24 protein-coding genes are annotated in these 23173 nt (G+C 38.0%); 7 read left to right on the top strand and 17 right to left on the bottom strand.

Going from position 1 to position 23173, the window contains the following annotated elements; genetic code table 11:
* Position 1 precedes the first annotated feature (1 nt).
* The gene (locus tag CXF79_RS00285) at positions 2 to 322 is read right to left on the bottom strand and encodes an ArsR/SmtB family transcription factor (protein ID WP_101153488.1); all 321 of its coding nucleotides are present in this window, start codon (positions 320 to 322) and stop codon (positions 2 to 4) included.
* A 168-nt stretch (positions 323 to 490) separates the two neighbouring features.
* Between CXF79_RS00285 and CXF79_RS00280 the strand changes: the two genes are divergently transcribed.
* The 3 genes from CXF79_RS00280 to CXF79_RS00270 are packed head-to-tail and all read left to right on the top strand — an operon-like array spanning position 491 to position 1799.
* Positions 491 to 700 (top strand): YgaP family membrane protein, encoded by a 210-nt coding sequence (locus tag CXF79_RS00280; protein ID WP_101153487.1) that lies wholly within the window; start codon positions 491 to 493, stop codon positions 698 to 700.
* Between the two features lie 41 nt (positions 701 to 741).
* Positions 742 to 1089 (top strand): rhodanese-like domain-containing protein, encoded by a 348-nt coding sequence (locus CXF79_RS00275; protein WP_101153486.1) that lies wholly within the window; start codon positions 742 to 744, stop codon positions 1087 to 1089.
* A 50-nt stretch (positions 1090 to 1139) separates the two neighbouring features.
* Positions 1140 to 1799: a DsbA family oxidoreductase gene (locus CXF79_RS00270; protein ID WP_101153485.1), complete on the top strand. Its 660-nt coding sequence runs from the start codon at positions 1140 to 1142 to the stop codon at positions 1797 to 1799.
* A 154-nt stretch (positions 1800 to 1953) separates the two neighbouring features.
* On the opposite strand, the gene lysA is transcribed toward CXF79_RS00270, so the two are convergent.
* Both lysA and CXF79_RS00260 read right to left on the bottom strand, forming a co-directional pair.
* Complete coding sequence (gene lysA, locus CXF79_RS00265) at positions 1954 to 3216, bottom strand: diaminopimelate decarboxylase (protein WP_101153484.1); 1263 nt, start codon at positions 3214 to 3216, stop codon at positions 1954 to 1956.
* A 270-nt stretch (positions 3217 to 3486) separates the two neighbouring features.
* Positions 3487 to 4011: an NADPH-dependent FMN reductase gene (locus CXF79_RS00260; RefSeq protein ID WP_101153483.1), complete on the bottom strand. Its 525-nt coding sequence runs from the start codon at positions 4009 to 4011 to the stop codon at positions 3487 to 3489.
* Between the two features lie 156 nt (positions 4012 to 4167).
* Here CXF79_RS00260 and CXF79_RS00255 point away from each other — a divergent pair, with 156 nt between their 5' ends.
* Entirely contained in the window at positions 4168 to 5085 is a 918-nt protein-coding gene (locus CXF79_RS00255; RefSeq protein ID WP_198560012.1) for a LysR family transcriptional regulator, read from the top strand.
* 26 nt (positions 5086 to 5111) lie between these two features.
* On the opposite strand, the gene CXF79_RS00250 is transcribed toward CXF79_RS00255, so the two are convergent.
* Together CXF79_RS00250 and CXF79_RS00245 are read right to left on the bottom strand one after the other, a co-directional pair.
* Positions 5112 to 5789 (bottom strand): DUF2982 domain-containing protein, encoded by a 678-nt coding sequence (locus CXF79_RS00250; RefSeq protein WP_101153482.1) that lies wholly within the window; start codon positions 5787 to 5789, stop codon positions 5112 to 5114.
* A gap of 62 nt (positions 5790 to 5851) precedes the next feature.
* Positions 5852 to 6295, bottom strand: coding sequence for a DUF4124 domain-containing protein (locus tag CXF79_RS00245; protein WP_101153481.1), 444 nt, complete (start codon positions 6293 to 6295; stop codon positions 5852 to 5854).
* Positions 6296 to 6702: 407 nt separating this feature from the next.
* Here CXF79_RS00245 and CXF79_RS00240 point away from each other — a divergent pair, with 407 nt between their 5' ends.
* Positions 6703 to 7596, top strand: coding sequence for a peptidoglycan DD-metalloendopeptidase family protein (locus tag CXF79_RS00240; protein WP_101153480.1), 894 nt, complete (start codon positions 6703 to 6705; stop codon positions 7594 to 7596).
* A gap of 12 nt (positions 7597 to 7608) precedes the next feature.
* On the opposite strand, the gene CXF79_RS00235 is transcribed toward CXF79_RS00240, so the two are convergent.
* The 7 genes from CXF79_RS00235 to rsmE all read right to left on the bottom strand — a co-directional run bounded on the left by CXF79_RS00235 (position 7609) and on the right by rsmE (position 14076).
* Positions 7609 to 8757, bottom strand: coding sequence for an ABC transporter permease (locus tag CXF79_RS00235; RefSeq protein WP_011042085.1), 1149 nt, complete (start codon positions 8755 to 8757; stop codon positions 7609 to 7611).
* Positions 8757 to 9728, bottom strand: coding sequence for an ABC transporter ATP-binding protein (locus CXF79_RS00230; protein ID WP_011042086.1), 972 nt, complete (start codon positions 9726 to 9728; stop codon positions 8757 to 8759). The genes CXF79_RS00235 and CXF79_RS00230 overlap by 1 nt, the downstream gene beginning before the upstream one ends.
* Positions 9725 to 10693 carry an HlyD family secretion protein gene (locus CXF79_RS00225; protein WP_011042087.1) on the bottom strand — a complete coding sequence of 323 codons (969 nt, stop codon included), beginning with the start codon at positions 10691 to 10693 and terminating at the stop codon, positions 9725 to 9727. The genes CXF79_RS00230 and CXF79_RS00225 overlap by 4 nt, the downstream gene beginning before the upstream one ends.
* Before the next feature lie 135 nt (positions 10694 to 10828).
* Positions 10829 to 11275: a Holliday junction resolvase RuvX gene (ruvX, locus tag CXF79_RS00220; protein WP_011042088.1), complete on the bottom strand. Its 447-nt coding sequence runs from the start codon at positions 11273 to 11275 to the stop codon at positions 10829 to 10831.
* Positions 11276 to 11377: 102 nt separating this feature from the next.
* A complete protein-coding gene (locus CXF79_RS00215) occupies positions 11378 to 12010 on the bottom strand; it encodes a YqgE/AlgH family protein (RefSeq protein WP_041737367.1) in 633 nt (210 codons plus the stop codon).
* Positions 12011 to 12094: 84 nt separating this feature from the next.
* A complete protein-coding gene (gshB, locus tag CXF79_RS00210) occupies positions 12095 to 13057 on the bottom strand; it encodes a glutathione synthase (protein WP_011042090.1) in 963 nt (320 codons plus the stop codon).
* Positions 13058 to 13341: 284 nt separating this feature from the next.
* On the bottom strand, positions 13342 to 14076 hold the full coding sequence (rsmE, locus tag CXF79_RS00205; protein ID WP_101153479.1) for a 16S rRNA (uracil(1498)-N(3))-methyltransferase: 735 nt from the start codon (positions 14074 to 14076) through the stop codon (positions 13342 to 13344).
* 163 nt (positions 14077 to 14239) lie between these two features.
* Between rsmE and CXF79_RS00200 the strand changes: the two genes are divergently transcribed.
* Positions 14240 to 14842 carry a DUF3313 family protein gene (locus CXF79_RS00200; RefSeq protein WP_011042092.1) on the top strand — a complete coding sequence of 201 codons (603 nt, stop codon included), beginning with the start codon at positions 14240 to 14242 and terminating at the stop codon, positions 14840 to 14842.
* Between the two features lie 179 nt (positions 14843 to 15021).
* On the opposite strand, the gene metK is transcribed toward CXF79_RS00200, so the two are convergent.
* Together metK and murI are read right to left on the bottom strand one after the other, a co-directional pair.
* Positions 15022 to 16209: a methionine adenosyltransferase gene (gene metK / locus CXF79_RS00195; RefSeq protein WP_011042093.1), complete on the bottom strand. Its 1188-nt coding sequence runs from the start codon at positions 16207 to 16209 to the stop codon at positions 15022 to 15024.
* Between the two features lie 181 nt (positions 16210 to 16390).
* Positions 16391 to 17161, bottom strand: a complete 771-nt coding sequence (murI, locus tag CXF79_RS00190) for a glutamate racemase (protein ID WP_101153478.1) — start codon at positions 17159 to 17161, stop codon at positions 16391 to 16393.
* A gap of 253 nt (positions 17162 to 17414) precedes the next feature.
* Here murI and CXF79_RS00185 point away from each other — a divergent pair, with 253 nt between their 5' ends.
* The gene (locus CXF79_RS00185) at positions 17415 to 18743 is read left to right on the top strand and encodes an MDR family MFS transporter (RefSeq protein ID WP_101153477.1); all 1329 of its coding nucleotides are present in this window, start codon (positions 17415 to 17417) and stop codon (positions 18741 to 18743) included.
* A 297-nt stretch (positions 18744 to 19040) separates the two neighbouring features.
* Here the strand turns inward: CXF79_RS00185 and CXF79_RS00180 are convergent, their stop codons facing one another.
* The 3 genes from CXF79_RS00180 to CXF79_RS00170 form a co-directional block, all read right to left on the bottom strand.
* Positions 19041 to 20270 carry a GAF domain-containing sensor histidine kinase gene (locus CXF79_RS00180; RefSeq protein ID WP_101153476.1) on the bottom strand — a complete coding sequence of 410 codons (1230 nt, stop codon included), beginning with the start codon at positions 20268 to 20270 and terminating at the stop codon, positions 19041 to 19043.
* Between the two features lie 342 nt (positions 20271 to 20612).
* The gene (locus CXF79_RS00175) at positions 20613 to 21233 is read right to left on the bottom strand and encodes a response regulator (protein WP_011042097.1); all 621 of its coding nucleotides are present in this window, start codon (positions 21231 to 21233) and stop codon (positions 20613 to 20615) included.
* A gap of 15 nt (positions 21234 to 21248) precedes the next feature.
* Positions 21249 to 22652, bottom strand: a complete 1404-nt coding sequence (locus tag CXF79_RS00170; protein WP_101153475.1) for a cache domain-containing protein — start codon at positions 22650 to 22652, stop codon at positions 21249 to 21251.
* Between the last annotated feature and the right edge of the window lie 521 nt (positions 22653 to 23173).

Raw genomic sequence — 23173 nt, 5'->3', positions numbered from 1 at the left:
GTTAAACTTTAATACCTGGCTCATCGCTACAGAATTTCTCATGTAACACTCGCAGCAATTCTTCTATTTTTGGGTTAGCAATACGATAGAATATTGTCTGCGACTCTCGTCTTGTTGTGACTATATTACTTTCTCTTAATTTGGCTAAATGTTGTGAAAGCGCAGATTGTGAAAGATCAATGCGGTGATTTAAATCACCGACAGTCAATTCATTATCACTTAAACAACACAAGATCATTAACCGGTAAGGGTTGGATAATTGCTTCAAAATTCCAGCGACTTCGGTCGCATTTTCTAAAAGTTTCTGTTGTTCAGTGTTCATAATTTTATCCGTAATAATCTGTTTGCAGGTATGTATTTTACTTTATACTTGTTTTCTAAATTAGTAAAGGCTAATATAGTATTTATTAGCAAATTCTAATGTTTGTTTTTTACTTATAATGTATGTGAAAAAAAGTTGAAATATTAGCTTCAACATAAGGAAATAGTTATGACAATCAACGAAGCGCTCCGGTTAATTGCCGGTACCATGATTTTACTATCACTTTTTTTAGCGGTTAATTACTCTCAAAATTGGCTATGGTTTACTGCTTTTATTGCTGTTAACTTAATACAATCATCTTTCACTAAATGGTGTTTAATGATGACAATTTTAAAAAAATTAGGCTTAAGAGATAAGAACGTCAGCTGTAGTGGATAAGCCAACAAAATTTAGCCAAAATAAATGATAGAGGAATGAGTATGTTAAAAACGATACCTGAAGTAATAGCACAAGCGAGAAAATCATTAACCATCATGACTGTTGAAGAGGCTATGTTGTTAGCCAAACAAGAAAATGGTGTGATCATCGATGTACGTGAGCCCAGTGAGTATGCTGAAAAATCAGCCGAGGGCACTATCAATATTCCTCGTGGTTTGCTTGAAATGAAAATGCTTCAAATGTATCCCAATGAAGCGAAGCCTATTTTTTTACACTGCGCGACCGGCGCACGTGCTATCTTTTCTGCGGAGCAATTGAAGCGAGTAGGCTATCTAAATGTTTCAGTAATCACTTCAACCCTAGATGATATTTGCAATGCCTGGTGTTAGTTTGGTAAATACTAAGTAAATTAATTTTAGTTAAGTAAAGTGGAGTAAACATGGCATCCCCTGTTGTAATTGACTATTACAGTGATATTTTATGCGTTTGGGCATGGATAGCACAGCGACGCAATGAAGAGCTAAACGACAAATTATTGGGCAAAATAGAGTGGCGCTATCATTACCTTGATGTATTTGGTGATGCGAGTAATAAAATTCCTAACCAGTGGCAAGAGAAGGAGGGATTCACAGGATTTTCTAATCATATTCAAAAGGCAGCGGCCCCGTATCCAGATGCGCCTATTAATACTGAATTGTGGAAAAGTGTTCGTCCTAAATCTTCGGCTAACCCACACCTTGTTTTAAAGGGGGTTGAGTTAACACTGGGGGCACACGTTAGTATCGAGCTTGCGCTCTTATTTCGTCAGGCATTTTTTATTGATGGTAAAGATATCAGCCATTTAGCCGTATTATTTGGGCTTATTGAAAAAGCTGGCTATAAAGCGGATGAAGTAAAAAGATCGATAGATGATGGCAGAGCAATAGCTGTTTTGATGGCCGATTATCAACAAGCCAAATTGTTGTCTTTAAAAGGTAGCCCAACGTATATCATTGATAATGGCAGACAAGTACTTTATGGCAATGTAGGTTATCGGGTCTTATTGGCAAATATTGAAGAGCAGTTGAAGACACCGACTAATGAAGCAAGTTGGTGTTAACTACTTCTGGTTGATAATTAAAGTTAATCGGTAAAAATGGCTTTCAATCGGTAAGATTAAAGCCATTTTTTATGTGGAAACTGTAGAGGAAAATCATTGATACGATAAGTGTGATGATAGCTACCTAATAATAAGGGGTAATCACCAGTAACTATTACAGCCAGCTTGGTATAATATCTTGTTTGATAATCTCTTCGTAACTCGGGCGTTTTTTTACTATAGCAAATTCATTACCCTTCACCATCACTTCAGGCGCCAACATTCTCGTATTATAGCTAGATGACATAACTGAACCGTAAGCACCACTGCTCATAATCGCAATCAAATCACCTGCATCTGATTTATGTACTTGTCTTGCTTTAGCAAAAGTATCGCCTGTTTCACAAACAGGGCCTACCACGTCGTAGGTTTTTAATTCGTTAGCACCTTTATTCACGGCAATAATTTGATGATATGCTTCATACATACTCGGTCTGATCAAGTCATTCATACCCGCATCAAGTATCAAAAATTGTCGTTCTTCGCCATTTTTTATAAAAACCACACTTGAGACAAGAATGCCCGCATTACCTAATAATGAACGACCCGGCTCAATAATAATTTTGCAATTAAGGTGACCAAGTTGTGCCTTAACTAAATCAGCGTAGCTTTGCTTGCTCGGGATGATTTCATCAAGATAAGTAATACCTAAACCACCGCCAACATCAACAACACTAATTTCATGACCATCTGCTCTTAATTCATTAACTAGTTCAGCAATTCGCTGGTACGCTTCTTCAAAAGGAGCCAGACTAGTTAATTGAGAACCAATATGTACATCAACACCTTGCACTTTTATACCAGGTAATGATGCGGCTCGTTTATAGGCAATTCGGGCTTTAGAAATGGGGACGCCAAACTTGTTTTCTGCTTTCCCTGTGGAAATTTTTGCATGGGTTTGCGCACAAACATCAGGATTAATACGAAAAGCAATCGCAGCTGTTTTGTTAAGGGAAGTGGCTACTTTTGATATCAACTCTAGCTCTGGCTCAGACTCAACATTAAACTGGAAAATACCTAACGATAACGCGTAGTGAATTTCTTCTTCAGTTTTCGCAACACCAGAGTAGACAATTTTATCCGCTGGAATGCCTGCCGTAATTGCGCGGCGAATTTCACCCATTGATACCACGTCTGCACCTGAGCCTAATTTAGCTAAGGTGGCAAGTACCGCTTGGTTACTATTGGCTTTTACGGCATAACAAATCAGAGCATCTTGACTGCTAAAAGCATTTTTATATGCTTGAAAGCTTGTTTCAATGGCTGTGCTTGAGTAGCAATAAAAGGGAGTTTGTACATGCTGGGCAATATCGCTAAGAGCAATATTTTCAACAAACATATCATTATTTTTGTGCGGGAAATAGCTAACAGGAGTCATAGAATAATCATTGAGTATTGAGCAAACAGAATGTAACTAAATCTATGCTAACTTGTCGCACTATTCAAGGGCTAAGTGCAATATCGACAAGGTAAAATGTTATAGCTCATAACTTGAATCAATTGAGGAAGGCTTCCGCCAATGTTTTTTAGTTCTCAGTAAGTGAATTTGATTGAAATCAGCCTTTGACACCATAATAGTAACCATCAACCTTGTTAAAACAGATTGGTGGTTATTATTTATGCTGTTAAATCAGAGCGATTGCTAGGTTTAACTTAATTGGGCAAGAGCAGACTTTAATTCATCTAGGATAACTGGGTTACTGATTGTTTGTTTTTCGCTATCGAAATTATCGAAAAAACTAGGGATCGATACACTAGCTTTCACATCACCAGCAAAATAAGGCGCAGAGCCTGTCGCGGCAGTTAATACCGTTTGAGCGCCACCAGGACCTGGTGAAGTTGCCAGTAATACCATTGGTTTGTTCTGAAATAACTTCTGATCTATACGAGAAGTCCAATCAAATAAGTTTTTGTAAGCTGCAGTATATGAACCGTTATGCTCAGCAAATGAAATGATAATAGCATCTGCTTGACCTAGCTTAGCGAAAAAAGATTTTGCAGCTTCTGGCTGACCTAATAACTCTTCTTTATCTTGACTAAATAATGGCATTTCATATTCATTTATATCTAATACTTCAACAGTAGCATTGGGCACTAATGAAGCGGCGTATGAGGCTAGTTGTTTGTTGATAGATTTTGAACTGCTGCTGGCTGCAAAGGCTAATAATTTCATAATAATGGCTTCCTATTGTATTTATAAATTAGATGGTTTAATGGTATACAACTTTAGCCTAAACATTTTGATTTAGACTTAAAACTTAATATGTAGCTAGTATATAGCTATAATCAAATGTAATTAATAGCCTCTAATGATTATAACTTTTTCCATATGACTCATAATAACGACTCTAAACTTTTTGATGGCATGGTGATATTTACCCAAGTAGTTGAATGCGGAAGCTTTTCTGGTGCCGCGATAGCAACAGGCCATTCAAATTCTTATATCAGTAAAACACTTAATAAACTTGAAGCACGGGTCGGTGTTCGTTTGTTAAATCGAACGACTCGATCAATCAGTTTGACCCCAGAGGGGCAAGTGTATTATGAACAATGCCAACAGTTAGTACTTGATGCCCATGATGCGGTATCGTTGTTAACACAAAGTCATATAGAGCCTAAAGGCGTGCTTAAAATAAGCTGTCCAACGTCGTTTGCAGAAAACCATTTACAAGAGGTAGTGTCAGCATTTATGCACCAATACCCTGAAGTCAATTTGGTTTTAGATTTAAATGACCGCCATGTCGACTTGGTGCAAGATGGTTTTGATTTAGTCATTAGAGCCACAGATAAACTAGCGGAATCAAGTTTAGTTTGTCGCAAAATATATAGCTGTAAAGCTTATACTGTCGCATCACATGATTATTTAAAGCGCTTTGGTCTACCGCAATCACCAGAGCAACTCAGTGAGCATCAGTGCATTTGTTACAGTAACTTAAAGCAAGCTAATAAATGGATTTACAGCCATAACAATGGCACTGATAACCCAGTTGAAGTAATAGCCAAATTATTATGTAATAGCGCCAGTATGGAGTTAGCCATGGTACTGGCAGGTCATGGTATTTGCAGGTTGCCTGCATTTGTCATGGAAAAAGAATTGAAAGATAATAAGCTAGCCATATTATTTAATGATTACATTACGCCAACCATTGATGTCTACGCAATTTATCCAAGCCGAAAACACTTATCACCTAAAGTGCGATGCTTTATTGATTTACTTGTTGATAAAATGCCCCGATCGACCCTATAACTGAACTATATTATGCTCAGTTATGCTCAGTTATATTCAGTAGAAGATCTCATACATTGCATCAACAAAGTATAGAACTCATTAAGATCACGGTCTATGGCTGTTTCAGGTAAAAACAAGTGATAGCCCAACGCTTGATTCAAAAGGGTACAGTGATGTAGGAATGCAGCTAGTGGCCCAGTCAACGTTTCACCCGAAGGTAAAATAAAAGGCTCGAAATTAAGAAGGCTTTGCCCAAGGGGAAGCAAATCCTGACTCATTGCAAAAGCGACTAGCGGTTTTTGTTCATGAATGAGACGGTTAGCTAAGCGTGGTGATATTTTATCAGCCAGCGTAGATACATCTTTTAAACGAATACCAATATAGGGTAATTGTATTTTCGTTAGCCCTGAGGTTTCATTTATTAATGAAATCCGTTGAATTTGTTGCCAATCAATTTTCCAGTGACCATATCTATGCTGATATTTTATGCTCTTAGGATTAAGGCATAGACTGTATTTAGGTTCTAGGTACTTTGCTAAACCAGTTATAAAAGTCACTAATGAACACAGGTAGATAAAGGTGAACACCAACTGAAATTGTCGGCAATAGCCTTGGCTAAATACTAGGGTGGAGAAAGCGATAATTACTGCAACGAGCATTAGAAAAAGCGCATGGTGACTACTCTGCGCTTTAATATTGATAACAGGTAATGTTCTGGTCATGATTACCTCTCTCGCTGACTTTTTCTTTGCTAAGTCTCAGAGCTAATATTTTGCTAAAAAGCCTAATGGCAGTTTTTTTTAATTAACTTAGTAAACTTTTTCTTTTTAGCGGTTAGTTGTTCTTCACTCTGATAATTTCGCTCACCATCAGCTGACATCAGGTATAGACGTCCACCTTGCTGATACAGGGCAAGTTCGCTTTTTAGTTGATTGCAGTAACCTGTATTTTTTTGCTTTTGCTTAGCCTTTGTTTGTGCTTCTTTTGCTTTAGCTTGCTTAGTCTTATTATAGTCTTGTTGCCATTGACTGTTACTGCTAACAGTTTTTGATATATTATTATTTTCTCTCGGTTTTATTGTAGTAACTTTTTCATCATTTATTGGTTTGTCACTAAAGTGGACCTTACCGTTTTTATCCGTCCAAGTATAAATTTCGGCACTTAAATTAAATGACAAACAGCTGCTTGCAGCTAGTAAAATAATGACTAATCGTGTTAAGTTTTTCATAAATTCCCTTTGTAACCTAATGTCTGTATCTTAATACTTTACCTATTATTACCGTGCACATAAATAGCATCTAAATACTGTTAATATAATGTTTACGGTGTAATTGGAAGAGTTAATTCACTCCACGATTAAAACCATAACATAGCTTTATTAGGATGTGACAGCTTGATATGATTAATTTTTCAAGTTTAATACACCAAACATCCAATACTCTAAGTTCAGGATAAGTAATACCAATTAGATTAATTAATGGATCAATTTTTTATGAGTACAAATTTTCAAGAACAAGGCGCTTGATTGAGCAATAGCTGGCTATTGGGATTGAAAGCAACAATGTTATTGGATATTTAGGCCATTCAAAAAGATCATTTAGTTAGTCTGATTGGTATAATACAAGGAAAGTTTCTATGAAGGGATTATGGTTTCTATTATTGTTAGCGGGGTGCTTTACTCTTTGCCAAGCAGGGCAAATGTATAAATATAAAGATGCTAATGGTAACTGGGTATTTAGCGATAAACCACCAGTAATAGAGCAAGACTTTTCTACAGTACAGTTTATTAGCCCGAAAAAACCAAGCTATAAAGTTCAACTGTATAATGTAAAGAACAAACAAGGTTATACTCTCTATGCTAAAAATGACTTTTATGCACCTATCGAAGTCGGTTTTACTTCCCCAATTAGCCAAACGCTTATCAGTAAAGTTATCCCTGCAAGGGGCCGTATCGCTCTACTTGAAAGCAAAAACAAAATACTTAGCCTTGATCACCGGTGGGCGCTAGGGGCTCCAAACAGCGTTGCCGAAAATTACCAATATCATGCCCCTTTTAGCTCACCTAAAGGGCATCGAATCACGCAAGGTTTTAATGGTAAGTTTTCGCATACCAATGATTACAATAAGTATGCAGTAGATATTGCAATGGATGTTGGTACTTACTTAACGGCAGTGCGAGCAGGAACAGTCGTTTGGGTTAAAGATGATTACCATATGAGTGGCACAACAAACTATTTTTTAGATAAAGCGAATGTTATTAAGATATTACATGATGATGGTACTTTTTCATCGTATGCCCATATCTTGATGGATACAGCATTAGTGAAAGAGGGAGATAAAGTCGCACTGGGTGATAAGTTAGCTCGATCAGGGTCCTCAGGCTTTTCCACTGGCCCTCACTTGCACTTTTCTATCATCAAAAATGCAGGACTAAAAAATATCGCCATACCTTTTAAGTTTGTTGATAACAAAGGCACGGCATTTACCCCAAAACGTGCAATGATTATGGTTGGTGCCAGCAAGCCTTAAACTTGAAGGTAGTTAATCAAGTGTCTTCTTAAAACGCAATGCGGCAACGAGCAAGCCAAAACAGGTAAAACCAATTAACCAAAACATATCAAAGTTCATCTCAATAACATCCACATCACGTAATACAACGCCCCTAATTAAGCGAATAAAATGCGTAGCGGGTAACGCCTCTGCAATGTATTGCGCAGGCAGTGGCATACCTTCATAAGGAAACATAAAACCAGATAATAATATTGAGGGGAGCAAAATGAAAATGGTCATTTGCATTGACTGTAATTGATTTTTAGCTATGGTTGATATGACTAATCCAAGTACTAAACTGGCGCAAATAAACAGCAAGGTAGCAATAGCAAGTTGGGCCAATCCACCATTGAAAGGCACGTTAAAAAGCCAATAACCGAGTCCTAAAATAATGCTGACTTGAATCGCGCCAATGAAAATATACGGAAATATTTTACCAATCATCAATTCGATGGGGGCAAGTGGTGTAGTAATGAGCATCTCCATATTCCCGCGCTCTTGCTCTCTGACAATAGCTGCCGAAGTAAACATTATCATCGTCATTGTCAGTATTACGGCAACAAGGCCAGGTACAATATTCACTACACTACGTTGTTCTGGATTATAGAGTAAGGTCACTTCAAACGTCGGGGTATTTCGGTTGGCCGGTTTATCTAGAAGTTCAACTAGTGGCATATTGCGCAAACTCTTTATACTACCCGCTATAACGGTGTCTGAGCCATCGACTAACCATTGTGCAATTGGCCTGCTGGTTTCTTGTTTACTTGATGGCGGTAAACCAAAGCCGACACTGGGATGACGAACCAATCGCTGGCTAACGTCTTGTGGGATAATCAGTACCGCGCGCACTTCGTTACTATCAATCGCTTTTTGTGCCGCTTTTACCGAGTGATAGCTGTGGGTGAAGGTTATGATACCTGTTGCAGAAACTGTTTGTTGTAATATGCGACTTAGCGATGTTTGGCTATGGTCAACTACGCCAACGGGAATATTCCGTACATTGGTGTTAATAGCAAAAGCAAATAACAATAGTTGAACTAGGGGGATCATGATCACCATGGCAAAGGTCATTCTATCGCGGCTAAGTTGCAATAACTCTTTAGTGACGATTGCTTGAATTCTCAATAAAGATGTTTTCATTACAATGCCTCCCTTTGACCCGTGCAGCTGACAAAGACATCTTCCAAACTAGGCCTAACAATGGCAAGTTGATCTGTTGGTTTAATACAGGATTGACGCTGTAATAGCCCTACCGGATTTCTTTCTGCTTTATTAACTAAAACGCGTAAATGCGTACCTAACTGAGCGGCTGAGATGACTTGCGGTAGTTGGATCAGTTTGTCTTTTATATATCGTAAGTCACTTGCTGCAATCTCAACAACTTGTGCCGCCATATTATTCATTAATGCTTGAGGTGTATCGTCTGCTCTTTTAACACCGTTTTCTAAAATGGCTAATTTGTGGCAACGTTCAGCTTCATCCATGTAATGAGTTGAGACCAAAATAGTGGTGCCCTGATCGCAAAGATCAAATAACTGTTCCCAAAACTCTCGGCGATTTTGTGGATCAACTGCTGATGTTGGCTCATCTAAAAAGAGCAGTTTAGGTTTGTGTATCACTGCAGCGGCAAGGGCCAAACGTTGTTTTTGACCGCCACTCATGCTGCCAGCAAGTTGCTGGCTTTGTTGGGTTAATTGATGAGTACTTAATAACTCGCTCAAACGTGACTTTTGTTCGTTAGCGGTCAAGCCGTAAATCTTACTGATAAATTGTAAGTTCTCTTTGACAGTAAGATCATCATAAAGTGAAAATTTTTGTGTCATATAACCAATTTGTAGGCGCAGCTTATTGGCTTCTTGCGGCAAATGACAATCCAATACGCTAATCTGACCACTGGTAGGTTTTAATAAGCCAGTGAGTAATCGAATAGCAGTGGTTTTACCTGAACCATTAGGCCCTAAAAATCCGTAAATAGTTTGTTTTTCGACGGTTAAATCTAAATTCGATATCGCAGCTAATTGACCGAAGTTTCGGCAAAGGTTCTTAGCGTTTATAGCAAATTCAGGACTGTAATTTTGATTGTTGGCCGCGACTCGGGTTGAAATAATCATGGCATTTGAACTTGCGCTGGGACACCCATAGGTAAATCTGCTGCACTATTGGGTAATTGTATTTCGGCCAAATACATGAGGTTGGCGCGCTCTTCTTGGTTTAGCGCATAATAAGGGGTAAACGCGGGTTCGGAAGATATCCATCGTACAGTGCCGATAATCGGAGCGTTCAAGCCATCAACGTGTACCATTAATCTATCGGCGACTTTTATTTTTACACGGTAAGGTTCTGGCACATAAACACGCGCAAAAGGAGCGTTGCCCGCCAATACAATTGCGACAGGACTACCTTGCGTCACTCGTTCGCCTAAGTTCCAGGGTAAGTTATCTAATAAACCATCACGCTTGGCGGTAATGGTTAAATCTTTAAGTTTTTTCTTTTCACTATCCATTACGGCAATGGTTGTCGCTAAAATAGCCTCGGCAATTTGTAAATCTTCAATGCGGGCGCCATTAATAAGTTGTAATAACTTTTCTTGTGCATTGTGAAGTTTAGCGGTGTTTTCATCACGCGACGCAAGGGCATTATCAAGTGTTGCTTGACTCGCTAATTCTTTTCTAATGAGTATTTTAGTACGTTGATAATTAGCTTCGCTTTTTACTAGCGCTGCTTTAGCACCAGCAACTTGTGCAGACGCCGCAGCAACTTCTTCTTCACGAGCACCATTGTGCACTTTTTCTAAATTAGCCTTAGCTTGTTGCATTTCCGCTTGGGCTTTAGCAACCAGCGCTTTTTGAATGGTATCATCGAGCTTTACCAGTACAGTGCCTTTACTGACTTGGCTACCTGCACTAACAGGTAAAGCGGTGATGATTTCACTCACTGTTGCTGTGTGAGCTATGCGCTCTCGCTCTAATGTACCAAGGGCAAGGCCAGGTTTACTGTTATCACAAGCGTTGAGGAATATTAGCGTGAAAAACAGCATAAATAACGTAGGGCAAGTACCGAAAAACTTCGTAGACATGAATATTAATCTCATTGAAATGTAGACTAGTTTTTAGTGTAATCTCAATGAGTTAAAAGTCAATTTATTCTCTAGCTAGAGACTAGATTGAGGGAAGGCTAAGTTGAATAGGTAAGGGCAGTTTAAACACAGTTATTAAGTGTACTGTTGCTCAAAATAGCTCTCAATAATTAACCTAGCTGATTCAGCATCAATATTATCTTTTTTCAAATTTTTAAAACCGCCGCGAGCAAATAGTTGCTCTTTGGCATCGGCAGTGGTTAATCGTTCATCTTGAAACTCAACTTGTATACCAAAACGGCCATGGATTCGGTTACCGAATTTCTTAGCATCTAAAGTCAGTTGTTGCTCACTACCGTCCATATTTAGTGGCAAACCAACGACGATGAAATCAGGTTGCCATTCTTTTAGATACTTAGCTAAGTTATCCCAATGAGGAATTCCATCGGTGGCCTTAACCGAACCTAGTGGCGTGGCACTACCTGTCATTTCTTGGCCTACGGCAACGCCGATATATTTTTTACCAAAATCGAATCCAATAACGGTGCGTTGGCCAATGGGTGATTTAGTTTTAGTCGACATTTTTTTCCTTGAGATATGGTCATTACTTTTAGTAATATTATGGTGTAATTTCATGAAGCATTTGGTGTCGTAATTTATACGCTAGCGCTGAAAGGGCTGCGATTAAGCATGCCCAATATCGGTAGATAAATGGGCGAGATCAATACCCAGTTTTTCAGTAGCCTTTTTCCAACGTTGCTCAATGGGTGTTTTAAAAAGTATCTCAATGTCGGCAGGCGTGGTGAGCCATGAATTAGCCTGTAGCTCTTGTTCTAGTTGACCGGGTCCCCAACCAGCATAACCTAAGGTAACAATGAATTGTTCAGGGGCCTGTTGAGTGCCCAGTGCCATTAGGATATCTTTTGAGGTGGTGATCATCAGCTCTTTACTCAAGACTAAAGAGCTACTCCAACCTGGTTGTGAACTATGCAGAACGAACCCTCTCTGTTGAGCAATAGGGCCACCTGCGAGCACTAATTGTTCTAAGCTATTAGTAATATCAGTGACAAGCGTAATATCATTCACATCATCACTTTTGGTTAACTCACTGTTACTATTTACGTTACCTGTTTTGTCACCTTCATCTGGCTCTATTTGCTTGAGCAAATCAGCTAAGGTGATATTAACGGGCAAGTTGATGATCAAGCCCATAGCACCATCTTCATTATGCTCACAAATATAAGTCACAGTTTTATTAAAATAAGGATCACCCAGAGATGGCATGGCAATCAATAATTGGTTCTCTAAGCTACTCATTGATTGAGACGGTTCTAAATCAAAATCACTCTTAATCGTTGCTCTTTGTTCTAATTTTTGTTGTTTTTCCATGCAATTCAACCCTTATTTATTGATATTATCTTCAATCGCATCCATTAACTTACCACTGATATTTATTGGATAAGCAGCTTCAATTTCACGGATACACGTAGGACTCGTCACATTGATCTCAGTTACTTTATCACCAATAACATCAAGACCAACAAAGTATAGACCACGTTTTTTCAATTCAGGAGCAATTGCATCAGCAATCGCTTTATCACTAACACTAAGAGGGCGAGCAACACCACGTCCGCCGGCAGCCAAATTACCACGAGTTTCACCCTGAGCAGGTATACGCGCTAGGCAGTAAGGCATAGGTTCACCATTAACAATCAGGATACGTTTATCACCATCAGCAATCTCTGGCATAAACTCTTGCACCATCGCATATTGCTCGCCATGGTTGGTTAAGGTTTCGATAATTACGCCTACGTTAACATCGTCTGCTTTAATTCGAAATATTGACGCGCCGCCCATGCCATCAAGAGGTTTAATAATAACGTCTTGTAGTTTATTGTGAAATTCTCGAATTTTATCACTACTACGTGTTACCAATGTTTTAGGAGTAAATTCGCTAAACCAAGCCGTAAATAGTTTTTCATTACAATCACGTAAACTTTGCGGTTTATTTACAATGAGTGTGCCTTCAACTTCAGCACGCTCTAGAAGATAAGTTGCGTAAATAAATTCAGTATCAAAAGGAGGATCTTTACGCATCAATACTGCATCTAACTCACTCACGGCTATATCTTGAGGGTCTGATAACTCATACCAATGCTCACTATCATCAAACACTTTAACTCGATGTGTTGTGGCACGACATTGGCCTTGATCAAGATATAAATCTTTCATTTCCATGTAGTAAAGTTCATAGCCACGTTGCTGTGCTTCAAGCATCATCGCCATTGATGAATCTTTTGCTACTTTAACTTGTGAAATAGGATCCATCACTATGCCGAGTTTTATTACTTTATTTGTAGTCATTTTTTATCCTGTTCAATGTTGATTTTTAATGCTGTCGTTGCAATTCGCAATAAACTTCATTTAAGGTATGTTCTTGTCATAAGCTGTTATACCAATCTCACTAACTTTGTGATCATTTCTACTGGTTAAAATAACCAACTATTTCGTTGTTTATTTAATAATTAGAACAACTAGTTATTAAAATAAACGTCTTATATTTGGTCATTTTTTCTGCGTATAAAATAGATCGCCTAATTAATGAAACTGGTATTATTAATTTGTAGTTGAGAAAAACAATAATAAATTTAGTGTAAATCACCAAAGCGACATTGTAATGCAGTAATTGCCGTTAATGCCGCCGTTTCAGTGCGTAATACTCTAGGGCCAAGCAGTACATCGTGAAAATCACTGTCATAGGCTTGCGTGATTTCTTCATCACTTAACCCGCCTTCAGGACCAATGAGTAATCGAACACGGGTATTTTCCATAGGCAAACTCATGATGGAATGCTGTGCTTTTGGGTGTAAATTAATTTTCAAAGCACTGGTTTCTTGTTTTAACCAATCAGCTAATAACATCGGCTCTGCAACAACGGGCACGCTTGCACGACCACTTTGCTCACAAGCGCTAATGACAATTTTTTGCCACTGTTGACGTTTTTTCTCAAGACGTTCGGCATTAAGTTTTACTCCGCAGCGCTCGGTGAATAAAGGGGTAATGGTATTTACGCCAAGCTCTACCGATTTTTGTAACGTAAAGTCCATTCTATCGCCACGAGAAATACCTTGCCCTAAATGGATATTAAGCGGTGATTCACTGTTGTTTTCCTCTTGGGAAGTAACTTTTACATCAGCTGATTTTTTACTTACATTACAGAGTGTTGCGGTATATTGAAAAGCTTCTTCACCATTGAATAATGTAATAGTGTCACCTTCTTTTAGACGTAAAACGCGCACTACATGACCAAAGGCGTCATCAGATAATGGCACTGTTTCGTTAAGAGCAAATTGACTTTGTTGAAAAATTCTTGGGTTACGCATAATAGGGCTTAATGGAAAATCATGATTATTAAACTAAAATAAGGGCGACAAGGGCAAAAAACAATGAATAAATGTATAAAGTTGTACTCTTTTATTGGTTTCATTTGACTAGCTACGAAATTACACGTAATTTCTTAAGTAATATAAATAAAAAGGATTAACAATGAAAAAAATTATACTTACCACGCTTGCGGCCAGTGTATTTTCTTTAGCACTTGCAGGTCAATCAGCCATTGCTGGTGAAATGATCTCAGTGGATAAGAACTTTGCTAGCCCAATTATTTCATTAAGTGGTTATGATAAAGTTTATATACAAGACTTAGACCTGTCCCACACTAAAATTATTTCACCCCCTTGGATTGATAAAGAAAGTTTCGAGTGGAAAGTCACAGATAGCAATCGAGCTCATTTAAAAGCACGTTTTAAAGAAGGTGTTGAAAAAGGCTTAACTGAGAATAAAGGTCGCTACGACATTGTAGACAAAGAAGGTAAGGGCGTACTTATTGTTGATGTAGAAATTATCAGTTTTATGCCATATGCCTCACAAGAAGATACTGAAACAACAACGAAAGGCTCTGGTGAATTTCATTTATCAGTTCACTTACGTGATGGTAAGACAAGAAGCTTAATTCATATCTTTGAAGGTACACAAGCCATTGGTGATGACTATCAACCTAATACAGCGATGGAGCGTGCTAAAGATGCAAAAAATCTCTTTAAAGCTTGGGGTAAATCATTACGTAAAAAACTTGATGCGGCTAACTAGCGCGAGTGTTTAATAGGATTAAATAGATCTGATTAAAATAAAAAACCAGTTTATCTACTAGATAAACTGGTTTTTTTAGGGATAGAGTTAATGAAAAATCTATCCCTTAATTAGTTAGGAGAGGCTAGGTAATGCTTTAGTGCATAACTCAGTTTCTCCTTAGCTTGATTCGGTATTAACTATAAACCTGCAGCTTTACGTAAATCGTCTGCTTTATCAGTTTTTTCCCAGCTAAAGGCTGTGAAAGTATCATCACCGACGGTCATTTCAAATGGTTCACGACCAAAATGACCATAGGCAGCAGTTTGCTGATACATAGGGTGTAATAAGTCTAACATTTTAGTGATGCCATAAGGACGTAAGTCAAAATGTTCACGTACTATTTCAACTAATCTTTCTTCAGAAATACTGCCTGTGCCGAAGGTATCAATTGAAATTGACGTAGGCTCAGCAACACCAATGGCATAAGATATTTGAATTTCACAACGATCTGCAAGACCGGCTGCCACAATATTTTTAGCAACATAACGTCCAGCATAAGCAGCACTACGGTCAACTTTTGATGGATCTTTACCTGAGAAAGCTCCACCGCCATGACGAGCCATACCACCATAAGTATCAACAATAATCTTACGACCCGTTAAACCACAATCACCTACTGGGCCACCAATAACAAAACGGCCTGTTGGGTTGATATGGTATTTAGTATCTTCAGTTAATAATTCTGCAGGTAATACATGGTTAATAATATTTTCCATTACAGCACTAACTAAATCTTCCTGTTTAATATCAGGGTTATGCTGCGTAGAAAGTACCACGGTATCAATAGCAACTGGCTTATTATCTTCATAGATAAATGTTACTTGTGATTTAGCGTCTGGGCGTAACCAAGGTAAAACACCTGATTTACGCGCTTCAGCTTGACGTTCAACTAAACGGTGTGAGTAGTATAATGGTGCAGGCATTAAGGTAGGGGTTTCATTGGTTGCATAACCAAACATTAAACCTTGATCGCCAGCACCTTGTTCTTCTGGGTTGCTACGATCTACGCCTTGAGCAATTTCAGGTGATTGTTGACCAATCAAATTCATGATGCCACAAGTTGCGCCATCAAAACCAACATCTGATGAGGTATAGCCTATGTCACTAATCACATTACGGGTAAGTTTCTCTAAATCAACCCAAGCATTAGTTGATACTTCACCAGAAATAATAGCAACACCGGTTTTTACCATCGTTTCACAGGCCACACGAGCATGTTTATCTTTGGCAATAATGGCATCTAATACCGCATCAGAAATTTGATCGGCAATTTTATCCGGATGGCCTTCAGAAACAGACTCGGAAGTAAAAAAATGTCTAGACATAAATCCTCAGAAAAATTTGAGTTATACAAAATAATGGGGCGATTCTACACCTGTTGAAAACAACTTTCTAGCTTTTTTACGCCTAGACGGCTAAACGTCTCTAATTAATTGTGATTTTATTGAACTAGCGTAATATTCTGGGTAGGTTTCAGCTAAACGAAGTCATCGAAGGGGAAATTTATTAAGGCTCTAACGCATGTAAAGTAAGTGGTTCCTGCCACAATTGACTAAATATTTGTTCTTGCTGTTTTGTTTCAAGCGAGCTAAAAAATTGATATTGTCCTTGCTGTGTTTTACATGCACTTATTTCTCTTTCTACTAATTTCTTGCTTAATTGCACTGTAACCGGTGCGGCTGTCTCAATAATTGTTACTTGTTGACCGGCAATGAGGCTTATTTGTTTTTGAACAAAAGGGTAATGAGTACAACCAAGTACTAGCGTGTCTATACCTTCTTTAATGAGGGGATTGATATATTGTTTTAACAAGGCATTACAATCGTCACTATTTTGATTACCTTGTTCAATAAATTCAACTAGGCCAGGGCAGGGTTGAATGTGAACTTCAGCACCATTATGGTGTAAGTCAATCAAGTCTTTAAAACGCTGATTTTCGCTGGTTGCTTGTGTCGCTAATATAGCCACTTTTTTACTGATACTCTGCTTTGCAGCAGGCTTAATTGCCGGTTCAACCCCAATGATAGGAATACTCACTTGCGATCTAAGTTGTTCAATGGCATTCACAGTTGCAGTATTACAGGCAATAACTATGGCTTTTACACCCTTATCAATAAGTTGCTTGGTAATGTAATTAACACGCTTGATAATAAATTCTACAGATTTTTCGCCATAAGGAGCATGAAGACTGTCGGCAATATAGATAATATTTTCATGGGGAAGTTGCTCGGTTATGCATTTAGCAATAGAAAGTCCGCCTACGCCGGAGTCAAACACGCCAATAGGGGCTGAGTTAGTAGGTACTTTGTGCTTTATCTCTTGAGTAGTAATAGTTTTTGCTCAGCAATATTAAATAGATTATCCGAACAAATTGTATTGCTTTTCTCGGCCCAAAAGCAATACAATTAATTAAGTAAGGTTTTTTGTTTATATAACTGGTTGTATTCAAGATAAAGCACGGTTTGAAATAGCTGATTTTAAATTTTATCTTGAAAGCTCAATTATTGAGCCGTTTGGTATAAGGAAGTTCATGTCTAATGTTGTTTCAGTAAAGCGCTTTAAAGCATTCCCACGATTAATGTGGATCTTGTTATTTGGTTCATTTATCACCCGTGGTAGTTACTACATGGTATGGCCATTTTTAGCGGTAATCCTTTACGAAAAGTTTGCATTATCTGCCACACATGTAGGGCTCATTCTTTCAAGCGCTGCCGTTATTTCAGTGCTAGTGAGTTTCGTTGGTAGCGCGTTATCTGATCGAATTGGCCGTCATCAGTTAATGTATGCCAGTGGTATTTTATATATCATTTCTTTTTCGATATTAGCTGAGGTGGATTCCATTGCCGGTTATTCGCTGGTGATCACCTTGTGTTCAATTGCTACTGCGCTCTGGCGGCCACTCACCTCAGCATTAATCGGCGATATCATCAAAGATAAAGGCACTCGCGAACTAGCCATGCAGTCATTGTATTTTGTCGTTAATGTCGGTTGTGCTGTCGGCCCAATGTTAGGGCTGTGGTTAGGTTTAACAGGAGAGCAATCAAGTTTTTATATTACGGCAGCAGCATTTTCCTTTTTATTGGTGCTTTTATGGTGGGGCTTTCATCAACACAGTAAGTTAGAGAACGAAAAATCAGTGCAAGCTAATCAAAGGGCTGCCGATTCGCTGGATAATAAAAAAAATAGCATCTCTACTGAGACTCACAATCAAAATAAAACGCAGACTAAAATCACAACGAAAAATAGTGCAAGTAATCAAATACTAAAGGTATTAATGGCTGATAAGTTATTACAATGTCTTATTTTTGCCAATATCTTATGCATGTTTATTTATGCACAAATGGATAGCTCGCTTATACAATATTTAACGCGAGCTAAAGTCCCTGATTTATTACAGCTTATTTCAGCGATGATTTTTACCAATGCGTTAGTGATCATTTCAACGCAATTTCTATTACTGAAGTTAATGGCAAGTTTATCTTTAATTAGCCGAATACAAGTCGGTCTAGTCTTGTTGATGTGCTCACAAATTTGGCTAGCGGTAAATCCATTAACGCTTTTTTGGGGGTGGATTGGTGCGATTGTAGTGATGAGCTTAGCGGAAACTATTTTATTCCCTACTATGAATGTGCATATTGATCGTTTGGCACCAGAGCATCTACGTGGTGCTTATTTTGGTGCAGCTTCATTTTATGAATTTGGCTATGCGATAGCGCCATTAGGCGGCGGTATTATTCTCGACCAACTTGGCGGGTCTTGGTTATTCTTTATTGCTGCAGCGTTAACACTGATTGTCATTTATCTTTACAGTATATTGGATAATTTACCTCGACCTGACTTTGTAAAACTTGAACATTAGATAGTGGTAAATAATACCAAACGGATTAATTTATTGGTCAGCTTAGAGTTACATTAGCGAGCTTAAAACAAGCAAAATGAGTTAAACATAGTTAGTCTATATTTCATTCATTTTGTGATGTTATCAGTTTGCTAATGGGCTCCCGAAGGGCGAGTTTAAAAGGCTTACATGCGGCGTTATTGATTTTGACAAGGGAATAACCATTCTCTTCAATCAATGCCTTGCCTCTAAGCCTTTTAATTCTCGCTAAGTGATCAATAAATTAGTCCGATTGGTATAACACAAAGATTACGCTACTTATTTGCTAGAGGATGAGTCAGCCAGCTTAGGTAGGGTTATTACAAAGTGAACACCAGAAGAAGAGTCCATTATTGATATCTCACCGTGCAGCTGTTGGGTTACTATTCTTTTGGCAAGACTTAACCCTATGCCACTGCTACCCGTCGCACGCTTTGTGGTATAAAAAGGATTGAAGATTTTTATATATTCGCTGTTAGCAATTCCTTGGCCATTATCTCTAAAGTGCAACTTGATTAGATCGAGATAATTTTCAAATTCAATGCTTATTGACGGATTTTCTATATCAACTAAGCCATGTTCTAGAGAGTTTTTACAGAGAATGAGTAAAACTTGTTGCAGTAAATCAGGTGCAATAAAAGCCTGAGTATTATCGTTATCCTGATGTTTTATTTTGTACTTAACGTTATGAATATTAAGGATGTCTTTATGTTTTTTAAAGGTGTTTTTTACTAAAGAGGATAACTCAAGTAATTGATAATTTTTTACATCATTAGACATTAAAAGGTCTTGTAATTTACTGACTTGTTCTGCGGTATGATTAAGGCTATTGCTGAGTAAAGTTACGCTTTCTTTAATTGTACTAAGACCTAATGCTAGTGTGTTTTGACTGAGAGATTTTGAGGCTAATTTTTGCTGGATATTTTCAATGTTTGACTCAATTATGCTAGTGGCCGTTATTCCGATACCTAAGGGGGTATTTATTTCATGAGAAAGCCCACTGATTAAAATTGATAACTCTTCAAGCTTTTGCTTCTCTTCGATAATATGCTGTTGATGCAGGTGTTTTAGCTGTACCTCAAAGCTTTGTTTAATGGCTTCTAATAGTCCAATAGTTGTTTCTGAAAAAACATGCTCTTTGTTGTCTAAAATGCAAAGGGTACCAAATAGACTACCGCTATCATCGACAATGGGCAGTCCTAGATAGGCTATCATATTAAGTTTTAAATCGGGATTGTTATTCCAGTTTTCATCAAGTAGGGCATTGGGAATATTTAGTATCTGTTGTGACTTTATGACTTGTTCACAATAAAGCCCTGAGCCGCTTAAACACTCAGAATTTCCAATAGAGTAGGGATTATCACTGGTACCAGAATTTTTGCAAAAAACGGTGATATTATTTTTTTCTATTTTCATCACTAAAGCAACAGGCACTGAGGCGAGTTTAGCAACGACAGCAAGTGTTTTATTCCAGCTCTCTATTAACTCTTCATTCTTCTGATTATACAAATGTATGCTCCCTATACCGAGACTGGATATCTAACAATACTATCATACTAAAACCCTCTCATTTATTAAAAAAAAAAGATTAGTTATGTCGTACAAAATACAGTATTTATACCAATCAGATTTATTAATGGTTCAATTTTAATGAGGATAAACTTTCAAGAACAAGGGGATTGTTATTTGATTAAGAGTGTCATTAGCGCAGAGGACAAAAGTGACACATTGATTCTATGTCTTGCTGCGAAGTTCACTATAGTGTGTTTGTATGTTAATTCGACCAATGCTCATGAGACTTCAGCAGGCACTATTACTAAAGCTCCATGAGAAAATAATTAATCAGTAACCCTAGCGGTCTAAACCATAATCAATGGCGTAACGCATAAGACCAACGGTTGAATCTATACCAAGCTTTTGTTTTATATTACGCTTATGGGTTTCAACCGTGCGTACGCTAACATTTAATTCTTGCGCTATACGCTTGTTGTTCAAGCCCTGTGAAATCAGTCTTAATACCAATTGCTCTCTTCTAGTAACAATGCCACGTTGTTCACCAGCGAGCTCTTTTGAAAGGATCTCGGTAACTTCTGAGCTGAAATAATGTTTACCTGAAATGACTTTTTTAATGGCTTCTATTAATTCAGCACCAGGCACGTCTTTTAAGATATATCCATCGGCGCCATGACGCATAGCACCTAAAATGTACTCTTTATTGTCATGCATACTTAACATAAGCACTTTGCAATCTAAATCTTGCTCTTTAATCAATTCAAGTACATACATGCCATCCATCTCAGGCATATTGATATCCATTAAAACAATATCAAAATCAAGGCTCTTAATAAGCTCCAATGCTTGTTTGCCATTTTCAGCTTCACCTACAACCTCTATGCAGTCATCAAGACTCAAGCGATGTTTCAGTCCCTCTCTAAAAAGCGGATGATCGTCAACTAATAGCACTTTAATCATAATATTCTCTTCATTTTAGTTTTCACTGGCATTACTTGCGTTAAAACGCAGTTGTGATTGCGGTATGCGGGCTGAAACTTTGGTACCACCATGTTCTGATTTAACCGTTAAATCTCCTTGGTAAAAGCTTAATCTCTCCTTCATATTGCGCAGACCAATACCTTGATGAACTTTAGTTTTCTTGTCTCGGCTCTTATCGTAACGTTGATAATCAAAACCTTGGCCATTATCAATAATTTCAAGTACTAACCAATTTGGCACTAGCTTCAAGGATATACTCACTTTTGACGCATTGGCATGACGTTCAATATTGGTTAAAGATTCTTGAGCAATTCGGTATAAGGCGGTTTTAACTTCAGTAGATAAGATGTTTCGAAGTGATAAACGCTCTACGTCAACTTGAATCTCAGTGCGCTGAGAAAAGTCTCGCCCCAGTTCCTCTAGCGCAGCGCCTAAACCATAATCTTCGAGCAAGCCAGGGTGCAGTTGATGTGAAATAGCGCGGATATCACCCATTATTTTGCAAATAAGCTCCATGGAACGCTCCATTTCATTACTGGCATCATCATTGTTTTGATGTTTTAACTGAGCTGTTTCTAAGGAGAATCGAGCAGCTGCGATAGTTTGACTAATGCCGTCATGTAGCTCTCGTGATACTCGTTTACATTCTTCTTCTTGCGTTTGAAAAATACGTTCATTAAGTTCACGTAATTTTCGATTAGCCAATTTTCTTTCACTGAATCGAATAAATTGACCGGTAAAAAATATGGCGATAACGGCTACTAAACCAATAATAAGGGTCATGACTGAAGTATTTCGAATATGTTTACCTATGGAAGCGTTTAACACCGCAATTTCTTGATCGATGTCGTCAATATAAACACCCGTGCCTATCATCCATTGCCAATCTTCTAACTCTCTTGAATAACCAATTTTTTTACCAACTTCGCCGCCTTTTGATGGTTGATTAAAAACATAGTTTAGATAACCACCACCACTTTTTGCATTTTCAATAAGGCCTTGAATTAGTTTCACGCCGTTTCTATCTTCAAGATCAAGCCAGTTTTTACCTATGCGCCATTCTTGTCCAGGTATGAGCAACGCTGTTCCATCATAATGATACGCAAAAAAGTAACCGTCTTTACCAAAACGCATGTTAGATAATACTTGCTTAACTAACGTCTGCGCTTGTTCATTACTTAGGTTTTTATTTTTATAAATATGTTCTGTGGCACCTTCAGCAAGTGCAACGTAATTACGTAATTCGTCTTTACGATGACTCATCACGCTATGACGATACTCATAAACGGTTTGTTCAGATAAGGACTGATACTGTACTTGTGTAACGATGAGCACGGCAACCAGTGCTAATACCAAAGGTACAATAGTAACCAGTTGTAATTTTAAATTTATATTCACTTAATAACCCTTTCTTTCAAGTCATGTTGTTTAGCATGACTATACCCAAACCACTTGAAGATGTGTGTTTCAGGACGCTTGAGCGATTCATGATCAAGGCGGCTCTTTTTATTAAGGGTTATTCCCTTTAAAAAGGAGGCAACGAAGAACATGGTTTGCTCATACGTCCCCGCAGGGCTGGTTTAGAAACGCTTTATGCTGCGTTATTGATTTCGACAATAGAATAACTATTCTCTTCAATCAATGCCTTGTTTAAAGGCATTTCTAATTCCAGCTGAAACCTGCATCTTCAGGTAGTTTGGGTATAATACCCAATCACTTTAAAGAGTGACTTTCATTAATAGCTTCTAATAGTGTTACTTTATCCATGTAATCGATTAACGATTGCTAATCAATATTGGCATTCTGTGAAAAGCCAATTTAATCGCTCCTGCTATTACTATAGCTAGCTCTGCAATTTTTCGTACGTGTTCTTTTATTGATGAGATGCGCTTTCATGTATTTATGATGCGGTAAATTTA

Origin of the sequence: Colwellia sp. Bg11-28, from assembly GCF_002836245.1 — a bacterium.
Lineage (GTDB): Bacteria > Pseudomonadota > Gammaproteobacteria > Enterobacterales > Alteromonadaceae > Colwellia > Colwellia psychrerythraea_A.
Note: the sequence above shows the minus strand (reverse complement) of the source record. Positions and strands in the feature narration are given on the sequence as shown.

Excerpts from the sequence above, each read along its gene's own strand:
- CXF79_RS00285 (WP_101153488.1), bottom strand. The coding sequence starts at position 322 with ATGAACACTGAACAACAGAAACTTTTAGAAAATGCGACCGAAGTCGCT.
- CXF79_RS00280 (WP_101153487.1), top strand. The coding sequence starts at position 491 with ATGACAATCAACGAAGCGCTCCGGTTAATTGCCGGTACCATGATTTTA.
- CXF79_RS00275 (WP_101153486.1), top strand. The coding sequence starts at position 742 with ATGTTAAAAACGATACCTGAAGTAATAGCACAAGCGAGAAAATCATTA.
- CXF79_RS00270 (WP_101153485.1), top strand. The coding sequence starts at position 1,140 with ATGGCATCCCCTGTTGTAATTGACTATTACAGTGATATTTTATGCGTT.
- lysA (WP_101153484.1), bottom strand. The coding sequence starts at position 3,216 with ATGACTCCTGTTAGCTATTTCCCGCACAAAAATAATGATATGTTTGTT.
- CXF79_RS00260 (WP_101153483.1), bottom strand. The coding sequence starts at position 4,011 with ATGAAATTATTAGCCTTTGCAGCCAGCAGCAGTTCAAAATCTATCAAC.
- CXF79_RS00255 (WP_198560012.1), top strand. The coding sequence starts at position 4,168 with ATGACTCATAATAACGACTCTAAACTTTTTGATGGCATGGTGATATTT.
- CXF79_RS00250 (WP_101153482.1), bottom strand. The coding sequence starts at position 5,789 with ATGACCAGAACATTACCTGTTATCAATATTAAAGCGCAGAGTAGTCAC.
- CXF79_RS00245 (WP_101153481.1), bottom strand. The coding sequence starts at position 6,295 with ATGAAAAACTTAACACGATTAGTCATTATTTTACTAGCTGCAAGCAGC.
- CXF79_RS00240 (WP_101153480.1), top strand. The coding sequence starts at position 6,703 with ATGAAGGGATTATGGTTTCTATTATTGTTAGCGGGGTGCTTTACTCTT.
- CXF79_RS00235 (WP_011042085.1), bottom strand. The coding sequence starts at position 8,757 with ATGAAAACATCTTTATTGAGAATTCAAGCAATCGTCACTAAAGAGTTA.
- CXF79_RS00230 (WP_011042086.1), bottom strand. The coding sequence starts at position 9,728 with ATGATTATTTCAACCCGAGTCGCGGCCAACAATCAAAATTACAGTCCT.
- CXF79_RS00225 (WP_011042087.1), bottom strand. The coding sequence starts at position 10,693 with ATGTCTACGAAGTTTTTCGGTACTTGCCCTACGTTATTTATGCTGTTT.
- ruvX (WP_011042088.1), bottom strand. The coding sequence starts at position 11,275 with ATGTCGACTAAAACTAAATCACCCATTGGCCAACGCACCGTTATTGGA.
- CXF79_RS00215 (WP_041737367.1), bottom strand. The coding sequence starts at position 12,010 with ATGAGTAGCTTAGAGAACCAATTATTGATTGCCATGCCATCTCTGGGT.
- gshB (WP_011042090.1), bottom strand. The coding sequence starts at position 13,057 with ATGACTACAAATAAAGTAATAAAACTCGGCATAGTGATGGATCCTATT.
- rsmE (WP_101153479.1), bottom strand. The coding sequence starts at position 14,076 with ATGCGTAACCCAAGAATTTTTCAACAAAGTCAATTTGCTCTTAACGAA.
- CXF79_RS00200 (WP_011042092.1), top strand. The coding sequence starts at position 14,240 with ATGAAAAAAATTATACTTACCACGCTTGCGGCCAGTGTATTTTCTTTA.
- metK (WP_011042093.1), bottom strand. The coding sequence starts at position 16,209 with ATGTCTAGACATTTTTTTACTTCCGAGTCTGTTTCTGAAGGCCATCCG.
- CXF79_RS00185 (WP_101153477.1), top strand. The coding sequence starts at position 17,415 with ATGTCTAATGTTGTTTCAGTAAAGCGCTTTAAAGCATTCCCACGATTA.
- CXF79_RS00175 (WP_011042097.1), bottom strand. The coding sequence starts at position 21,233 with ATGATTAAAGTGCTATTAGTTGACGATCATCCGCTTTTTAGAGAGGGA.